The 16,702-nt window shown below is 61.1% G+C and carries 15 protein-coding genes; 5 read left to right on the top strand and 10 right to left on the bottom strand.

Features of this window, described 5'->3' with window-relative positions; genetic code table 11:
• Window positions 1-70 precede the first annotated feature (70 nt).
• Complete coding sequence (locus KF767_14135) at window positions 71-1,111, top strand: HlyC/CorC family transporter (protein MBX3019022.1); 1,041 nt, start codon at window positions 71-73, stop codon at window positions 1,109-1,111.
• Here the strand turns inward: KF767_14135 and KF767_14130 are convergent.
• The 5 genes from KF767_14130 to KF767_14110 all read right to left on the bottom strand — a co-directional run bounded on the left by KF767_14130 (window position 1,101) and on the right by KF767_14110 (window position 4,699).
• On the bottom strand, window positions 1,101-1,814 hold the full coding sequence (locus KF767_14130; protein MBX3019021.1) for an NAD-dependent deacylase: 714 nt from the start codon (window positions 1,812-1,814) through the stop codon (window positions 1,101-1,103). The genes KF767_14135 and KF767_14130 overlap by 11 nt on opposite strands.
• Window positions 1,778-2,995 (bottom strand): Bcr/CflA family multidrug efflux MFS transporter, encoded by a 1,218-nt coding sequence (locus KF767_14125; protein ID MBX3019020.1) that lies wholly within the window; start codon window positions 2,993-2,995, stop codon window positions 1,778-1,780. The genes KF767_14130 and KF767_14125 overlap by 37 nt, the downstream gene beginning before the upstream one ends.
• An 11-nt stretch (window positions 2,996-3,006) precedes the next feature.
• Window positions 3,007-3,465, bottom strand: coding sequence for a TonB-dependent receptor (locus KF767_14120; protein MBX3019019.1), 459 nt, complete (start codon window positions 3,463-3,465; stop codon window positions 3,007-3,009).
• A gap of 83 nt (window positions 3,466-3,548) precedes the next feature.
• Window positions 3,549-4,157 (bottom strand): TetR/AcrR family transcriptional regulator, encoded by a 609-nt coding sequence (locus tag KF767_14115; protein MBX3019018.1) that lies wholly within the window; start codon window positions 4,155-4,157, stop codon window positions 3,549-3,551.
• Window positions 4,157-4,699, bottom strand: a complete 543-nt coding sequence (locus tag KF767_14110) for a hypothetical protein (protein MBX3019017.1) — start codon at window positions 4,697-4,699, stop codon at window positions 4,157-4,159. The genes KF767_14115 and KF767_14110 overlap by 1 nt, the downstream gene beginning before the upstream one ends.
• A 242-nt stretch (window positions 4,700-4,941) precedes the next feature.
• Between KF767_14110 and KF767_14105 the strand changes: the two genes are divergently transcribed.
• The gene (locus KF767_14105; GenBank protein ID MBX3019016.1) at window positions 4,942-5,388 is read left to right on the top strand and encodes a hypothetical protein; all 447 of its coding nucleotides are present in this window, start codon (window positions 4,942-4,944) and stop codon (window positions 5,386-5,388) included.
• Window positions 5,389-5,392: 4 nt separating this feature from the next.
• Here KF767_14105 and KF767_14100 read toward each other — a convergent pair whose 3' ends face one another.
• A complete protein-coding gene (locus KF767_14100) occupies window positions 5,393-6,169 on the bottom strand; it encodes a sterol desaturase family protein (GenBank protein ID MBX3019015.1) in 777 nt (258 codons plus the stop codon).
• Between the two features lie 97 nt (window positions 6,170-6,266).
• On the opposite strand from KF767_14100, the gene KF767_14095 reads away from it, so the two are divergent.
• Complete coding sequence (locus tag KF767_14095; protein ID MBX3019014.1) at window positions 6,267-6,887, top strand: TetR/AcrR family transcriptional regulator; 621 nt, start codon at window positions 6,267-6,269, stop codon at window positions 6,885-6,887.
• Window positions 6,888-6,900: 13 nt separating this feature from the next.
• Window positions 6,901-7,548, top strand: coding sequence for a phosphatase PAP2 family protein (locus tag KF767_14090; protein MBX3019013.1), 648 nt, complete (start codon window positions 6,901-6,903; stop codon window positions 7,546-7,548).
• Here the strand turns inward: KF767_14090 and KF767_14085 are convergent.
• Window positions 7,526-9,763: a hypothetical protein gene (locus KF767_14085; GenBank protein ID MBX3019012.1), complete on the bottom strand. Its 2,238-nt coding sequence runs from the start codon at window positions 9,761-9,763 to the stop codon at window positions 7,526-7,528. The two genes, KF767_14090 and KF767_14085, sit on opposite strands and share 23 nt — an antisense overlap.
• Before the next feature lie 198 nt (window positions 9,764-9,961).
• Between KF767_14085 and KF767_14080 the strand changes: the two genes are divergently transcribed.
• Window positions 9,962-13,171, top strand: coding sequence for a hypothetical protein (locus KF767_14080; protein MBX3019011.1), 3,210 nt, complete (start codon window positions 9,962-9,964; stop codon window positions 13,169-13,171).
• Window positions 13,172-13,408: 237 nt separating this feature from the next.
• Here the strand turns inward: KF767_14080 and cmk are convergent, their stop codons facing one another.
• The 3 genes from cmk to KF767_14065 are packed head-to-tail and all read right to left on the bottom strand — an operon-like array spanning window position 13,409 to window position 16,520.
• Window positions 13,409-14,077 (bottom strand): (d)CMP kinase, encoded by a 669-nt coding sequence (cmk, locus tag KF767_14075; GenBank protein MBX3019010.1) that lies wholly within the window; start codon window positions 14,075-14,077, stop codon window positions 13,409-13,411.
• 45 nt (window positions 14,078-14,122) lie between these two features.
• Complete coding sequence (locus KF767_14070; protein MBX3019009.1) at window positions 14,123-15,274, bottom strand: histidinol-phosphate transaminase; 1,152 nt, start codon at window positions 15,272-15,274, stop codon at window positions 14,123-14,125.
• A 16-nt stretch (window positions 15,275-15,290) separates the two neighbouring features.
• On the bottom strand, window positions 15,291-16,520 hold the full coding sequence (locus tag KF767_14065; GenBank protein ID MBX3019008.1) for a threonine ammonia-lyase: 1,230 nt from the start codon (window positions 16,518-16,520) through the stop codon (window positions 15,291-15,293).
• Window positions 16,521-16,702 lie beyond the last annotated feature (182 nt).

Raw genomic sequence — 16,702 nt, 5'->3', positions numbered from 1 at the left:
GCGTTGAACACGGTGCTCAGGTAGGCATTTGCCAAACCGACGGCCGTCAAGGCATGCTGGATCCACCTTTATGGGTCCATTGTTCATCATTCTGATCTGCCTGGGGCTAAACGCGGTGCTGGCCTCCCTTGAAATGGCGTTGGTCACCGTCCGTAAGCCCGAACTCCGCTCCCTCGCCAAAAAAGGAAGCCAGCAAGCCGGTCGCATCCTGCTGCTGAAAGACAATCCCGAGCGCGCGCTCTCGACGATCCAAATCGGCATCACGCTCGTCGGCGCGATCTCGGCCGCGGTCGGCGGAGCCGGCGCCGAGGAAACTCTCGCCCCCTATTTCGAAGCGCAGTTCGGTCTTTCCGAAAGAATGTCGGAGGGGCTGGCGATCGCCGCGATCGTCCTGCCGCTGACCTACTTCAGCGTCGTGGTCGGCGAACTCGTTCCGAAAACGATCGCGCTTCGTTACCCCATGCGCGTCTTGTCCTTCGGCTTTTTCTGGCTGGAACTCGGCGAAAAGCTGCTTTCCCCCGTCGTCACCTTGCTCGAGATTTCGACGAAGCTTCTGCTGAAGATCCTGCCGAAACAAAAAGACGCCGAGGCCTCGCCACACGTCGATCTGGAAGGCATCCCGAAGTTCCACCAGCAGTACATCGTGAATCTGGCGAACATCGAAACCCGTCGCATCGGCGACATCATGCTCCCCTGGGCGCAGGTCGGCTACGTCGATCACCGCGCGGATTTCGAATCGGTTTTGAATCGCGTGATCCAAAGCGGACACACGCGCCTGCCCGTCATTCACAACAACGAACTCGAAGGCACGCTGAACTCGAAAGAGTTTCTGGCGTTCGCCTCTTCCGGAAGTCGCGACTGGCAAACGCTGATCCGCCCGGCCGTCACGGTTTCGACCGACGCCGCGATCCTGCCCACGCTCCGCCAACTGCAGGAAAAACGTCGTCACATGGCGATCGTCATGGCGAACGGCGAGCTGAAGGGCCTGGTGACCATCGAGGACATCTTCGAAGAGATCACGGGTGATTTGTGGGACGAGGACGATGACGGACTCGTGCGCCGTCTGCTCAGTCAACGCGGCACCCGCGTGCCCCCGACCGCTAAACGCTAGCCAGAAGTTTTTCGACGAGCGCCGGCACGGTCACGCTTGCGGGCCCCCGCACGTGCTCGTCGAAGTCATCCGAGACCGGCGTCGAAAGCGGATTCAACTCGATCTTGTGCGCGCGGCCCGCCCAGCGGACGAAACCCGCCGCCGGATAAACTTGCCCCGACGTCCCGATCGCCAGGAAGAGCCCGCAGCTTTCGAGCGACTCTTGGATCACGTCCATGTGGTAGGGCATCTCGCCGAACCACACGATATCGGGGCGCAGCTGCCCCGAGGTTTGGCAACGCGGACACGGAATCTCGGCGTTCAAGTCCATGGTCCACGACGAGCGGCCTTCGCACGACAGGCAAAGCACCTTTTGCAGCTCTCCGTGCATGTGGAGCAGGCGACGGCTGCCCGCGCGTTCGTGCAGATTGTCGACGTTTTGGGTGACGAGCAGAAAGTCGCCGTCCCACTCTTCTTCCAAACGCGCGAGCGCCAAGTGCCCCGCGTTCGGGGCCAAGGACTTTTCCAGAAGCTGCGCCCGACGTAAATTGTAGAACCGTTGCACGAGCACCGGGTCGCGCGCGAAGGCTTCGGGCGTCGCGACGTCTTCAATGCGGTGATCTTCCCACAAGCCGTCGGCGTCGCGGAAGGTGCGGATCCCGGACTCGGCCGAGATGCCGGCGCCGGTTAAGATAACGAGGTTGCGGTGGGTGCCTCGGGCCATGTCTTTTTCTCCAGCCCAAAGTAAATCAGGGCCGAAGCCATCCCGCAAGTCGCCATCGTGACCGCCATCGGAAACGCGCTCGCCTCGTGAAATGCGCTGACCATTCCGGACGCCATCGCCGCAAGTACGAACTGAATCGTTCCGATGAGCGCCGAGGCCGACCCCGCACGCACACCTTGGCTGGCCAACGCGTCGGCGGTCGAATTCGGGAAGGTCACGCCCAAAGTCGAAATGAACAAAAAGAGCGGCGCCCACGTCAACCAAAGGCCGCCACCCCAGAGGCTCACCGCCACCAACACCACCCCGAGCACCGCGATCATGGAAATGCTCACCCGCAGGATCTGGTCGGGACGGAAACTGCGAGTCAGTCGCGAGTTGATTTGCGCGCACAAAATCAGTCCCGCCGCGTTCGCACCGAACAGCCAGCCGAAGTTTTGTTCGGCAACGCCGAAGACGTTGATGAACACGTTGGGCGACGCCGTGATGTAAGCGAACATCGCGGCCTGCGCGAAACCGCCGGCCAAGGCGTTGCGCAAAAACTCCCGGTCACGGAAGATGCCCGCGTAAACGTGAAAAGCTCTGCTGAATTCAACCGAGGGATCCGCGGCTTTACTTTCCGGCAAAAACATCCCGAGCGCGATCAAGGTCAAAGCCGCGAATCCCGCGCAGATCCAGAAGATCACGGGCCAGGCCGCGTACTTCACCAGAAATCCCCCGGCGAGCGGAGCGACGATGGGCGCGATCCCCATGACCAAAAGCAGCGCCGAAAAAATGCGGGCGGATTCGCGATGCCCGAACAGGTCACGCACGACGGCGCGTGAAATCACCGCGCCCGCGCAAGCCCCCAGCGCTTGCAGAAAACGCAGCACGATCAGTTGGTCGATGGAGCGCGCGAGTGCGCAGCCCGCCGCCGCGATCACGTAAATGGCGAGTCCCGCGTAAAGCGGTTTCTTGCGACCGTAACGATCGGTCAACGTGCCGTAAAAGATCTGCCCCAGGGACAGGCCCAAAAAATACGACGCCAGCGAAAGCTCCACCCGATCGACGGCGACGCCGAAGTCGGCGCCGATGGCCGCGAACGCCGGCAGGTACATATCGATCGACAACGGACCCAACGCGCTGAGCACCCCCAGGATCAAAATGATTTGGAGGCGGCGGCGGTCTAGCTCATGTCGGTCCATCGGAATCGGGGTCATCGAGTTTCCACTTGCAAGCGCAGATAATAGCGGCGACCGAGCTCGCCGTAACCGTAGCGGTTGTCGAGTCCCAAGTTCGCCAAATTTTGCACGCCGAAACCGACTTTGGAATTCTCCATCCAGGCGCGCGGAAGGACGTAAGTACCGCCCGCATTTACAACCGTGTAGGGGTCAAGATCAAGTTTTGTTCCGGCGTCGTCCACGACTTGCACACCCGTATGCAGCGCGCTCACGTAAGACGAGACTCGATCATTGAAACGATAGTCGACGCCCACGTTCGCCACGTCCCGCGGCACCGCCGTCAGCGGAGTGCCATCGGTCACGTTTTCACCCTGGCTGCGCGTATAGCTGAGCCGCGCCTCGATCCGGCCGAAGCGACGCTTGAGCGAAGACTCCAGTCCCCGCGTGCGCGCGAGTGTAACGCCGTCCGGGCGGGAACGGGACTCAGCTTTCATTTGGCGTGCAACACCTTTAAACCGGTGGATTCAGGTCCGAATCCCGCGCTCCGTATCGCAAGCCAATTGAAGTGAGCGACCGCTCACATTTTAACGGTCAGGTAAGCATGCACCATACGCACGATCTCGTCGGCGTATTTCTTTTCGTCACCGCCGGGCACGCGACGTTCGGTGATCACGTGGGCCAGCGCATCGAGCGTCTGGAAAACGGCGTGCACGTAGATTTCGGGATCGCGGCGACGGATCTCGCTTCGGTGCGCGGCGAGCGTCGTCGCGAAGTAGTCGTAATAAGGTCCGCGATCTTTCACGGGCGGCTGTCCCGCGCGGATTTCGGCGATGGCCGCGTGCGTGCGCGGATCAAAGCGATGGGCGTGCACGACGCCGTCCAGAAGCGCGCGCAGGGCGGCCTTCAGATTCGTGGCTTTGGCGGCTTCGACGTGCGCGCGGAAACGGGCGCGATACTTTTCGCCGTAACTTTCGCCCGCCAATTTGAGGATCGCTTTTTTATCCGGGAAATACTGGTAAACCGAACCGATGCTCACGCCCGCGATCTTGGCGATGCGGTTCGTGCTGAGTTTCCCCAGCCCCTCCGTACGCAGAATACGTTCGGTGGCCTCGAGGATGCTGGTATAGGTCGTTTGCGCGCGCTCCTGACGGGGCACGCGCGGGGACGGTTTTTTCTTCTTCCGCATTAGTGCTTTTGCATATCACAGAAAGCGACTTGGCCCAAGCCACCATCGAAGATCCAAACCGAAAGCAACGACATGCGGCTTTGATCCGCGTTCATGCCGAACCAGTAGTTCAGATTCGCCGAGCCGTTCACGCGCTGGTAGCCCGAATACTTCGGCAGATTTTGAAGCACATTCACGTTGCCGCTCGTGCTGGAGACGCGCTTCAGAGCCGCCTCGTAATCGAGCGCGGCGTAGTCGCTGGGCTTTCCGTAGAACGAGAACAGGCCGCGATATTCGGTCTGCTCGGCGTTCGGGGTGAAGACCGCGAGGCCCGCATGCGCATATTCAGGTTTGGTCGAACCCGAGATGTAATAACAAACACCGCTGTAAACGCGACCTTCGGTGATTTGCACCGGCTGCGTGGAAACGAAGCTGTCGGCGATCGCCTTCATTTCGGGAGTGCAGCCCACCGCCGAACAGACGTCTTGGGGTTCGAAGGCCCACGCGGGTCCCGCGATGAAAAGACTGATGAAAAGGCTCGGGATCAGGGTTTTGAAGTTCATGGCTTCTCCTTATTAGAAGGGCCGGAATAGAAAGGAAGTCTGCGTTCCTCAAGGTGATTTCGGCCTTCCGGAATTCTCTTCATGCCGAAAATCTACGTTAATTCCAATATTTGTGTATGTTTACTTTTTGGTTATTTATTTGAGTTACTTTTTGCAAACCTGATCTATCGGATTTGCGACGCATCGCGCAAATTACATTCATCAAAACAACCGGGCCGAAACGCCCACGAAAGGAACTGAAGATGAAAGCACAAATCCTGACTCTGGCCCTGACCGCGCTTCTCGGACTCCAAGCTCAAGCCGAACTCCGCTGCCACATCCAGAAAGAGAATCCGCAAGTCCAAGGCGCCTTCGATCAAACCCTTTGGACCGCGCCCGTGAACCCGGTCAAAGGCTCGCAAGTGAACATCTACGTCTTGGCCGATGGACGCGCCCTCACGCAAGACGAGATGGTGGCGGAAGCGCAGCGTTTGGCGAACCCCAAACAAGTGCAGCGTTTTTTGAAAAGCGCGAAGATCTTCAGCATCGGCGGCGTCGATGTGCCCGAGGGCTATATGGTTTTGTCGATCACCGAAATGGGCGAAAAACCCACCGGCGCATATGCCATCGGCAAAGCTGACAAGTTCTTCCACCTCGCCGACAGCGAACGCGGCTACGCGCTCAACTGCACGGATCTGTCGAAGTACTAGGTCTTCAACCGACGGCCGGCTCACCCACAGTCGGCCGCACCCTCTCCCTCAACGTCCCCATCCAACGATCCCAGAACGTGAAGTACAGACCGTAGTTCCCGCGCGACAGTCGATGGTGTTCATCGTGATAGGTCGGACGATTCAGCCATTTCAAAACCGCGTGGTCCTTCGTCCACTCCGGATAGATCTCAAATCCCAAATGACCCACGATATTCAAAATCAGCGCGAAAACCCCGAACGCCGCGAGCGTCAGCTCGTGAACGGGCATCAGCAGAACGATCGGCCACACCCAAATGAACTCGAGCACGCCCTCGGCCAAACTGAAGCTGTAAGCGGTCATCGGATTCGGTGAGCGCGACTCGTGATGAACCGCGTGGATGCGGCGAAAAAGCTTCGGGTGATGGATCAGCCGGTGCATCCAGTAAAAGTAGGTGTCGTTGACGAGGACCAGGAATACGAAACTGAAAATCAAGTAGGGCACGCCGTAGTCCCCCACGTCCGTATAAACGCGGGTGAAGTCGCGCGTCGCGGGCGAAAGCATGGGCGCGAAGATGATGCCGAACAGGATTGACGTCCCCACCGAATTTCGGAACTCACGCCAAAGCTGCGCGCGCGGGAACGCCGCCTCGCCCTTCCCCGGCTGCAGACGTCGCCGCTCAGTCCACGGCCGCAGACGAATCCAGAACAGCCGGTACGCACCCCCCGCCAGCACCAGGTAACGAACGACATGGAAAAGACCGAGAGCGAAAGTGAAGAACAGAATCGAGTAGAGAAGTTCCATGGACTCATGATATGAGCTTTTCCTCAGATCTCCGACTCGTGCGGGGCTCAGGTCCTGGATGCGGTGCCCACCGGGCCCGCGGAAAGCAGGTAAGTGCTTGAAACGACAAGCTTCCACCACCAAAGGGAAAGAGACCCTCGCGCTCATCAAGCAGGCGACGGCTCAGGTCCTCCTCGAGGAAGGCATCGACCGCGCGACCACGAACCGCATCGCCGAAAAAGCGGGAATCAGCATCGGAACGCTCTACCAGTACTACGAACACAAAGAAGAGATCTTCGCCGAACTGCTGAACGATCTGGTCGAAGCGCGGCGCGGTCGCGTGCGCGCGGTTCTGGATCTGGGCGTCGTCGTTCAACCCATCGAACGCATCGTGCACGACGTGGTGGATGCCGTCTTCGATGCGCCCGATCCCCGCGACGCGCCCCTCGAGATTTTTTTGCTGCCGCTGCTTTTCCGTTCCAACGATGAGGAAAACGCCATGCGGAAATTCGAAAGTTTCGAATCCACACTCGCGCCGTTCGTGAAGGCGCTCCTCCTGCTGAAAAAACCGAACCTCGTGAAACGTGATCTCGATGCCGCGATCTTCGTCATGGTCCAGGCCCTGCGCGGAACTTTTCTGGGGCTCGCGGCTCCGGGCGCCACGCAACCGCGCGTCTCCAAGGACAAAGTGAAGACCGAGGTCAAACGCTTGCTGCTTGCGTACCTCGAGGCCGATTAGTTAAAATCTTCGGATGCGCTTACAACACATCAGCGTGGTCGCCGGGATCTCGGTGCTTTACGGCGCCGTGGGCTTCGGCAACTTCCTGCTCACTCCGGAAGAACGTTACGTCGACGTGCAGACGTGGATCGATGCGCTGATCCCCTTTCAAGCCGCCTTCGCGTGGCCCTACCTTTTCTACTACGTGCTCCTCGGCGTTCCGCTTGTCCTGGTCCCCCGAGCCGACGAGCTGCGCGTTTTGTGGAAACGCGTCGCCTGGGCCTCGGCGATTTCGGCGCTCGTCTTCATCGCGTTCCCGACCCATCCGTTACGTCTCGCGAACGTGGAAGAGCTTCCGGGTCTCGCCCCTTGGATCATCGCGATGATCTACAAAATCGATCCGCCCGCGAACTGCTTTCCCAGTCTGCATGTTCTGCACAGCTTTCTGATCGCGGCGTCCTACCACCGGATCCCGCGCTACCGCGCCTTCGGCGTCGCGTTCTACCTGATGGCCGTGGGCGTGGCGCTCGCGACCGTCTTCATCAAGCAGCACTATGCCGCCGACGTGATCGCGGGTCTTTTCCTGGTCCCGGTGGTTTGTTATCTGGCCGAGCTCACGCCGGAAAGTTTGCGCCGCTCGAAGAAACTCGTCGCCGGGATCACCGGTCGACGAGAATTTTGAAATTGTCGATCATCACGCCGTCGAGCAGCGTTTGGCGATTCGCCGCGAAGCCCTCGGAAAACTGGTAGCGCAAACGCACGTAGGTTTCGCCACCGACCGCGGGGAGTTCGTGCTCGGCCACCAGCCATTGTTCCGCCCCTACCCCGACGCCGGTGAGATTCGGATCCGCGCTTTTCGCGAGCGTCGCGAGATTTTTCCAGCGCGCGCCGTCCGTGAGCGCGGCGCCATCGCCCGCGCCGTAGACGCCGCACTCCTGCGCCGTGCCCGCGCAGTACTCCACGCGCACGTCTTCACCCGCGCCTAAACTCAAGGTCGCGTAATCGAACTTCACAACCCGACGCGCATAACCCGACAGATCGTAAGGCTTCGTGATCAGCAGGATGTCTTTCCCGGCGACGCCCGCCAGGATCAAGCCCTCGGCGGAGCTCGCCGCGGGCCACGCACCGAACTGAGCGGCGCGGAAGATACCGCCGTAATCGACGCTCGAGCCGAGTGCGGTATCCAGATGTTTCAGCCACGGCACCAGATCGTGCGTTCCGGTCAACTCGGGCCCGGTGAACTCACGGTTGAAGCGGTCGTGCACGAGCGGGCAAGACGTGAGCGCGCCCGGAATCTTGGCGCAGTCCGTGGCGTGAACCGTATAGGACTTCACGAGCGTCGTGCGCGAGTTCCCCGCCGGATCCTTCGTCACGACCCGAATCTCGTGGCGACCGGCGCGGTGATCCCCGCCCTGGAACAGGACCGTCCCGCGACAGTCCGTCGTGCCCAGATTGTAAGGCGCGCCGTTCTCGGGGGTGAAGCGATGAAGACATTGGAACTCGGTCACCGGTCCATCCGCCTGCGCGCGCAGCTCGACCTTCGCGTGCGACAGACTGAAGCTCGCGAGCGAAGCGGGCGTCCCCGTCACGTCGACCGTGAACGTGAAAAGCGGCGCCGGCGTGGGCTGCCCCGTCGCCGAGTACGCGACGACCTTCGCGCCGTAGACGTTCCCATCCGTCAGCTCGCAATCGAAAGCGAAATTGAGCGCGGGCGAGCTCACGTTCTGAACCGCGCAGACCGTTCCGCCCCCGGCGTCGTGAATCGAAACCTCATAACGAACGGCGCCGGCGGAAGCGCCCCAAACGACCTGCGGCTTGCGGTCGCCCGCGAGCCACTCATCGACGGTCGTATCCCCGCCGCCCTTATCTTTTAGACCCGCGACGACGAAGGCGCCGGCGACCGCGTTCACCGTGAAGTCGCGATAAGCGGTTTCGGACACGTTGCCGACCGTGTCGATCGCGCGCACGCTGAAACGATAGTTGCCGTTCGTCAGGGCGGGCGAAGTGTGCTGGCCCGCGCTCGAACAGCGGACCCAGTTCTGCACGACGCTCGCGCCCGAATCCACCCGGCACTCGCGCTGCGCCGACCCCGGCAGATAGTTATCGTCGACCGTGAAGGTGAAATTCACGCTCGGCGTGGCGAGCGAGGCGCCGCTCGCCGGAGTCAGTATCGCCACGGTCGGTTTCACCTGATCGACGAAGACCTTGTAGGTCTCGACCGTGCTTTCGTTGCCCGCGCGGTCGATGGCCAAAACTTCCAGTCGATTCTCGCCGAGAGCCAGCGACGCGAGCGTGAACTTCGCCGCGCAGTCGATCACTTTGCCCGCGAGCAGCCCGGCGTTGAAGAGCGTGCACTGCAAACGCTCAAGCTCGTGGTTGTCGCGCGCGTCGATGTCGACCGGAACGGCGGTCCCCGCGGTCGCCGCCGGTTGGGGACTCAAGACACTCACCACCGGCGGCTTTCCATCATGGACGATGTCCGCACCTACGCAGCTCGTTTCGAGCGAAACGGCTTTTCCCAGATCGAGCGGCAGCGTGCGGAATTTCACGTACAGACGGTACGCCCGGTCACGCTGCGGAAGCGGATACACTTGAGTCGCCGCCATCGGCTGCCAGCCTTCCCCGGCGGCGGGCTGACAATCCCGACTCTGCGTGATCAAGACTTCGCGCGCGTCGGGCGAGGTCAGGTGCACCGGCAGCAGCAAACGCGATGAATACCCGGTGCCGCGATCGAGCACGAACGACGACGGCTGCATGAACTGATCGCCCAGCGAGTTCACGTCGCCGACCGACGCGAGATCGAAGTTCTGCGCGCAGTTTTGAAAGAAGAACAGGGGCGAGGCCGCGAGCAGGAGGACGAAGAAACGGCTGCTGAAATTCAACACATGATGGAACATCTGGTTTCTCCCGTCGTTCCAGTCTATGCGAAGCCTCCCCCCTTCACGAAATCTAAGGGCCCCGCCCGCTCCAAATCGATTCACGGGGCTTTCACAAAGTCGTGCCGATCCGGGACTTGGCCCGCCGCTTCAATACCGTGTTTCCGAGTTGAACCCCGTGCGCGTTCATTGAAGATTGTCGCCCAAATGGAGGAGCTCATGATCCGTTTCTGGAACGTCCTGAAGGTCGCGGCTGCGGCAATGGTATTGAACGCCTGCGCTGGTCTTCTGGTCGCTTGCGCTGGTCTTCTGGTCGCTTGCGCTCCGGCGGTCGAGTCCACGCCCGTCCCGAATCCGGGGCCCGGCTTCGAAGAACAACAGAAAATGATGGATCAAGGCCGCGCGCTGGAAGAAGCCGCGCTCGCGCCGCTCACGCTCGACTTCGCCCAGCGTGTCCGCAACTGGAAAGCGATGCCGCTCAAAAACTGTAGCGCCGTTTCTTTCGGCGGAGACGATCCGCTCAGCCGTCGCAGCTTCGATTCGGCCGTGACGTATCAGTGGGATGCCCGCGCGCTGTTCGATCGCACGAACGGCACGATGGTGGTGAACACGGCGGACTTCTACTTCCTGGTCGATCTGCAAAAGAACGGCGTCATCGAGAACAAACGTTTGGAAGACTCCAGCCTGATCGCCGAGTTCAACGAGACCAACCTGCGCGGTGGACGCTCGCGCATCGAACTGCGCCAAGCCGCGCAGAACTGCTTTTTGGTGGTCGACGGCAAGGTCGCTTACCAAACCGCGCTCTTCAAAGACCTGCCGGTGTCGCTGCATTCGAACCTGAACCCCGTCATCCAATCGAAGGTCGGCACGAAGCTCGAGGACGGCATCGTCCCCCACCGCGTTTCCCTGTCGATGGAGCGTGACCTCTTCCCGTTCCGTGAAGGTCTCGGCATGAAGGTCGATACCCGCGTCCCGCTCGCGTTCTTCCGTGGCGAATACTCGCCCCGCCGCATGCCCTCGAACGAAAATCTGCGCCAGTTCCTGAACTTCTTCCACCCGCAAGCCTACGAAAACCTGCCCGTCGCAAGTTCGACCGTGAAGTTCCAAGATCCGGCGTTGACCGGCGCGGGCCTGTGGCTCGAGGGCGGTGAGCTGCAAAGCCCCGTCGTGGCCGACGGCATGCGCATGATCCTGCCGGTGTCGGCGGATCCCTTCCGCGCGAACGTGCTCCGCTTCGCCTATCAATTCCGTGGTCCGGCCTTTGACTACCTCTTCTACGTGAACTCGGGTCGTCGCGTGCTCGTCGCCTACACCTTCGACTTCACGATCACCGACCGCACCGGCACCCGCATCAGCGGCGCGCTGACCAGCGCCGGTGGACGTCTGGAAGGTCTGACGCCCGCCCGCCAGACTCAGTGTCTGAACGAAGTCCTGCGCACGCGCCCCTTCGACGCGGGCAGCGAGCTGCAAAGCGCGCAGCTTTTCGCGGCCTGCCAGTCGAGCGAAATCGACACGGGCCTTGCCGTCTTCAGTCCCGACTTCATCGGCCAGATGTTCGCGATCTACCAAGATCGTCAGGCCTTCGCTCCCCGCGTGAGCGAGACCTTCGTGAACGAAATCACGCGTTCGTCGCTGGCGCGTTTCGGTTTCGAACCGCTGCCCGCGTGGTGGGGCGCCCAGAAGGACTGGCGCTACACCGAAACCGCGAAAGCCAACGCCTATCTGTTCGCGCAGATCGCCAAAGCGCCGGAGCTCACGCCTTTCGCGTTTGAGCTGGTCACGAAAACCCAACTCTACGACTCCGTTTTCAGCGCGCGCCGTTTCGTACCGACCGCCCTGGATAAAATGATCTTCGTCGCGCTCCGCCTCAGCAAAGCGGGCCTGGCGATGGACGGCATCATGCAACGCTATCAACCCAGCTTGTGGGCGAACATGGGCGAAAATGAAATCGCGACCTTCATCGATGGCGTCCGTGGTCTGCGCGCGGAAGAGAAAATCCGCGCCATGGACAATCCGCAAGCCGTCGTCCAGCGCGTGCTCGCCGAGCGCCGCGAAGCCGAACGCGTCGAGCAGGTCCGCCGTCGCGCGGCCGAAGTCGACGCCCTGCTCAACGGACTTTCCCAAGAGCTGCGCACCCAAGCCAATAACGTCGGCGTTTCGCGCAGCTTCGCGACTTTCGCGGACCGCGCTTCGCGCAGCCAGATCCGCGCCGAGCACCTGAACCGCGTGAACCGCTGGATCGCGCTGCTGAAGCCGCTATCGGGTGGCGATCTGCGTTTGGATCCCGTGGCGGCGGAAGTCGTCGCGGACTGGCGCCGGTTGATCGAAAGCGATCTTTCGACCGAGGACTTCCGCTTCGTCGAGACGATCCTGCAAGCCCCGGCTGCGCAGGTTTCGAATTATCGCGAACTGTCGCAGATCCACCGCGAATGGAACGTGAGCTCGACCCGCGAAAGCCGTCTGCAACAGGCTTCGCAAGCGCTCGCCATGGACGTGGTTCGCTACTTGAACTCGCGCCGCGCGGAGCTCACCTCCAAAACCGGCCTGGGCCTTCAGGAGCTGAACCAGTTCGCCCAGTTCGCGGTCGCGAACGGCGTCATCGGCGGCACCGCCGATCTGCCGCTCTTGACCGACTTGATTCTGTGGACCGCGCAAGAGGTTCAAAACGGCGCGAACTTCATCCGTGGGTTGGAACGTGACCCCGGTGTCGCCGGCGCGAAGCTCTGGCTCACCCGCGCGGAAGATCTGAAAGCGTTGAACGCGCAGATCGTCGCTGCGTACGCGGAGCTCCCCTCGCTGCGTCCCTATCTGTCGGCGAAACGCCTGACGCTCGCATTGAAAGGCGCGGATGCGTTCGACGCCTTCAACGCGCAGATCGCAAACAACCTGGCCGTGATCGCGGTCGGCTGCGCGCCGCTCGACTCTTGCCAGCAGGTCGCGCACGATCTGCTCCGCATGAACCTGGCGGGACGCGTGCCCACGGCGGCGATCGACTTGACCTTGCTCGGCGCTTTCGAAGGCGCGCGCGGACTTTTGGGCGCGGGCTTCGAAGAGCGTTTCACGCGCAAGGCCGACAGCGTCTCGAACCTGCAAGCGGTCGCGATGATTCAGGGCTACTCTTACGATCTGCTGGAAGAAAAGCTGAACGCCGCGAACACACGCCTGGCTTCCGCAGACGTCGTGGAGTTCCTGGCGATGCTGAAACGCGAGCTGGCGAATCCTCCGTCGGGTACGGACCGCATCAAGTCGATGCGCGCGGCCTTCGAGGCGACGGTGCTGACCACCGACGCGGTCCTCTGGAGCGAAGGCGCGGACCTCACAGCGACCACCAAAAAAATCGCCGAGACGCTCAAATCCATTCGCGCGACGACCAACAAAGACCGCCTCAAGAAGCTGGACCAAGACCTTCGCGCGGCCCTGGGGCTCTGAAGGTCGCCGGGGGCGCCGAGCCGCTGACTTGTTGAAATGCGCCGTCCCGAAAATGGGGGCGGCGATCGGCCAAATCGACTCAAGAAGTGTCCGCCTCGGACTTCCAATTCGGAAGTGGCGGACGCAAAAAAACCCGAGGTTCTCTCGGGTTTTAAAAAGAAATATTCAAAGTGCGACTATGACCCCTCTTGGAAACGCATCGCGTTTCAACAAGTCAGCGTCTCCGCCCCCGGCTACCTACGCGTGGCCGACGATGCGGGGACGGGCGAAGGCTTCCACCGCTTTGACGACCTCTTCGAAGTTCAGGTCCGTCGTGTCGACGACCAAAGCCTCTTCGGCCACCGCGAGCGGTGCCGCCTTACGGGTGGAGTCTTGAAGGTCGCGCTGCTTTTGGGCTTCGATGGTTTCTTCCGTCGAGAGGCCCTGCTCTTTCGCACGGCGCTCGGCGCGGTTTTCTTGCTTCGCGGTCAGATAGATTTTCGCTTCGGCACCCGGGAACACGATGGTTCCGCAATCGCGTCCTTCGGCGACCAAACCCTCCGTCGTCGCTTGGCAGTCGCGCTGGGACGCGAGCAGGCTGGCGCGGACTTTGGGGAAGTGACTGATCTTCGAGGCGACCTGCCCGATGTCCTCGGCCTGCACGTCATTGGTGACGTCGCGACCTTGGAAAAGAACTTTGGTTTCTTCGTCACGCATCTCGACGGCCCAGACGTCCGAACGTTGCGCGAGCGCGGCGAGCGCGTCCTCGTCGTTCAGATCCAGTTTCAACTTCAAGGCCGCGTAACCGAGCCCGCGATAAAACGCGCCCGTGGACACCCACTTCCAGCCCAGACGCTTTGCGAGCTCACGGCTGACCGAAGTTTTTCCGCTCGCGGCGGGACCATCAATTGTGACTACTTTTCCCATGTCCATCATCTTTCAACCGTACCTGTCCCCTCAAAAAACCTGACTTCAGTTCGCCCGTCCCTGAGGACCGGCGGGGCCGACCTCGGGAAGACTCGGCAGCACTTCAGCCAGGGCCCGGATGGCCGCCCGATTTTCGGTCTCGGTGCCGACGCTCATCCGCAGATGCGTTGTGAGCCCGTAGTTCAAAACGGGCCGCAGGATCACGCCCTTTCGCAAGAGCGCCTCATTCAAAGCTTTCACGTCCCGGCGGGTGTCGAACAAGACGAAATTCGCCTGCGACGGCACCGCGGGAACCCCTAGTTTCTCAAGCTCCTTGGCGAAATAATCAAGACCTTGCCAGGTGAGTTCCACCGTTTTTCTGACAAACTCCTGATCTTGCAACGCCGCGACAGCCGCGACCTGCGCCAATTCGTTCACGTTGAAGGGATTCCGGACCCGGTTGTACAAATCGACGACGTCCGTGGGTGCCACTAAAATACCCACCCGCAAACCCGCCAATGCGTAGGCTTTGGACAAAGTCCGGATCACGACGACGCTTTTGAACTCGTTCATTTCGGTCAGCGCGGACCGATAGTCCTTCGCGCGCACGAACTCGGTGTAGGCCTCATCGAAAACGATGAGCAGATCCGGATCATTTCCGAACTCGCGCAGGAACGCGTGGACCTCGGTCTCGGGGATGTAAACGCCCGTCGGGTTGTTCGGATTCGGCAGAAAGACCAAACGGATTTTGTCCGTCGCCTTGCGCTCGCGCAGCGTCTGCGCCATGCGGCCCAGATCCATGCGGAAATCTTTTTCGTAGGGCACGACGACGTTTTTCACGCGCGCCGCTTGCGCGCAGACCGCGTAGGCCACGAATGCGGCATCGTAGGTCAGGATCGCCTCGCCCGGCGCGCAGTAGATCCGGATCAGCAGATCGATGATCTCGTTCGAGCCGTTCCCCACCGAGATCTTCTCGCGCGGGACCTTCCACAGCTCGCTCACCAGCGAAACAAGCTCATAGCAAGCGGGGTCCGGATAGCGGTGCATCTCGCCGAGCGCGCCGGCCAAAGCGGCTTTCACCTTCGGTGAAATGCCCAAGGGATTTTCGTTGGAGGCGAGTTTATGCACCTCGCTCAGCCCGTACTCGCGCTGGGTTTCCTTGATCGGCTTGCCGGTTTTGTACGGGACGAGATTCAGAATTTCGGGTGACACTTTCACGAGAGAGTCTCCTTCGCTAAATATGGGATGCGTCCGCGCCGACGATTGAAAGGCGCGCGCCGGCCTGGCGGAAAGCGTTGCGGATACGCTCGACGTGTTCACGGTTCGTGGTTTCCAGCACGAAATCGATTTTCGTCTGGCGCAGATCGAGCCCCATCGACACGCGGTCGTGGTGCACTTCCAGAATGTTGGCGCGGTTCGCGGCCAAAATCTGGGTCAGCTTCGCGAGGTTCCCGGGCAGATCGTCGACGATCACCGACATCTCGACCAAACGGCCCTTGCGCACGAGCCCGCGCTCGATCACCTTTTCGATGATGTTGAGGTCGATGTTCCCGCCGCCGATCACGATCGCGGTGGGGCCTTGGGGATGCGCTTTGCGCGCCAGAAGCGCGGCCAGGGCCGCGGCCCCCGCGCCTTCGGCCACGGTCTTTTGCCGCTCCAGCAGATTGACGATCGCCTCGGCGATTTCGTCATCGTTCACGGTCACGATCTCGTCGACGTATTTCTTGATGAAGCTTTCGAACATGATCGGCGACGCGCGTTTCACCGCGATCCCGTCGGCGATGGTCGGCACCCGCGTGGAGGATTGCACTTTCTCGCCGCGGAACATGCGGTACATCGTATCGACCTGCTCGCTTTGCACGCCGATGATCCGGATTTTCGGATTCAGGGATTTCAACGCGACGGCGATTCCTGAAATCAAGCCCCCGCCGCCGATCGGTACGATGACGGTCGCGAGCTGGGGGATGTCCTCGAACAGCTCGAGCCCCATCGTGCCCTGGCCCGCGATGATGAGCGGATCCTGGTAAGGGTGCACGAAGATCGAACCTTGTTCACGTTCGATCTCTTTCGCTTTGTCGAAGGCTTCGTCGTAGATTTCACCGTGCAAAACAACCTGGGCGCCGTGCGCGCGGGTCGATTCGACTTTGATGAGGGGCGCGTTTTCGGGCATCACGATCGTGCACTTCACGCCGGCCTGCTTCGCGCTGAACGCGACGCCTTGGGCGTGATTGCCCGCCGAGCTCGCGACGACGCCGCGGGCTTTTTCACTTTCGGTCAGCGTGGAGATTTTGTTGAAAGCGCCCCGGAGCTTGAAGCTTCCGGTGTGCTGGGTATTTTCGAGCTTGAGCCAGATGTCGGCTTTGAATTCGTCCGACAGGAGCGAGGACCGCACGACCTCCGTGCGGCGGATCGTGTTCTTAATCTTTTCGCGGGCCTTTTGGATATCGCTCAACGCGACTTCCATGATGCCTTTTTCGAGTTCCACGGAGCCGTCCTTCCGCCCGGGCTTCCGTTACGACGTCGACTCCCTGATCGTCCTCCGAGGGCGTCCACAGCACCGAGAAGCCCCACAAGGGTTGGTAGCCGACGGATTCCGCGCGGAGACTGAGAAGGAGGCCGTTATCTGAAACTCCGGACTGCTCACTC

Source organism: Pseudobdellovibrionaceae bacterium (genome assembly GCA_019637875.1).
Lineage (GTDB): Bacteria > Bdellovibrionota > Bdellovibrionia > Bdellovibrionales > Bdellovibrionaceae > JAHBUW01.
This window is presented reverse-complemented; position numbering and strand designations above follow the sequence as displayed.

What these genes read in the sequence shown, in the direction of transcription:
- KF767_14120 (MBX3019019.1), bottom strand. Translation starts at nt 3,465, where the DNA reads ATGAAAGCTGAGTCCCGTTCCCGCCCGGACGGCGTTACACTCGCGCGC.
- KF767_14130 (MBX3019021.1), bottom strand. Translation starts at nt 1,814, where the DNA reads ATGGCCCGAGGCACCCACCGCAACCTCGTTATCTTAACCGGCGCCGGC.
- KF767_14135 (MBX3019022.1), top strand. Translation starts at nt 71, where the DNA reads ATGGGTCCATTGTTCATCATTCTGATCTGCCTGGGGCTAAACGCGGTG.
- KF767_14090 (MBX3019013.1), top strand. Translation starts at nt 6,901, where the DNA reads ATGCGCTTACAACACATCAGCGTGGTCGCCGGGATCTCGGTGCTTTAC.
- cmk (MBX3019010.1), bottom strand. Translation starts at nt 14,077, where the DNA reads ATGGGAAAAGTAGTCACAATTGATGGTCCCGCCGCGAGCGGAAAAACT.
- KF767_14065 (MBX3019008.1), bottom strand. Translation starts at nt 16,520, where the DNA reads ATGGAAGTCGCGTTGAGCGATATCCAAAAGGCCCGCGAAAAGATTAAG.
- KF767_14080 (MBX3019011.1), top strand. Translation starts at nt 9,962, where the DNA reads ATGATCCGTTTCTGGAACGTCCTGAAGGTCGCGGCTGCGGCAATGGTA.
- KF767_14100 (MBX3019015.1), bottom strand. Translation starts at nt 6,169, where the DNA reads ATGGAACTTCTCTACTCGATTCTGTTCTTCACTTTCGCTCTCGGTCTT.
- KF767_14085 (MBX3019012.1), bottom strand. Translation starts at nt 9,763, where the DNA reads ATGTTCCATCATGTGTTGAATTTCAGCAGCCGTTTCTTCGTCCTCCTG.
- KF767_14115 (MBX3019018.1), bottom strand. Translation starts at nt 4,157, where the DNA reads ATGCGGAAGAAGAAAAAACCGTCCCCGCGCGTGCCCCGTCAGGAGCGC.
- KF767_14105 (MBX3019016.1), top strand. Translation starts at nt 4,942, where the DNA reads ATGAAAGCACAAATCCTGACTCTGGCCCTGACCGCGCTTCTCGGACTC.
- KF767_14125 (MBX3019020.1), bottom strand. Translation starts at nt 2,995, where the DNA reads ATGGACCGACATGAGCTAGACCGCCGCCGCCTCCAAATCATTTTGATC.
- KF767_14110 (MBX3019017.1), bottom strand. Translation starts at nt 4,699, where the DNA reads ATGAACTTCAAAACCCTGATCCCGAGCCTTTTCATCAGTCTTTTCATC.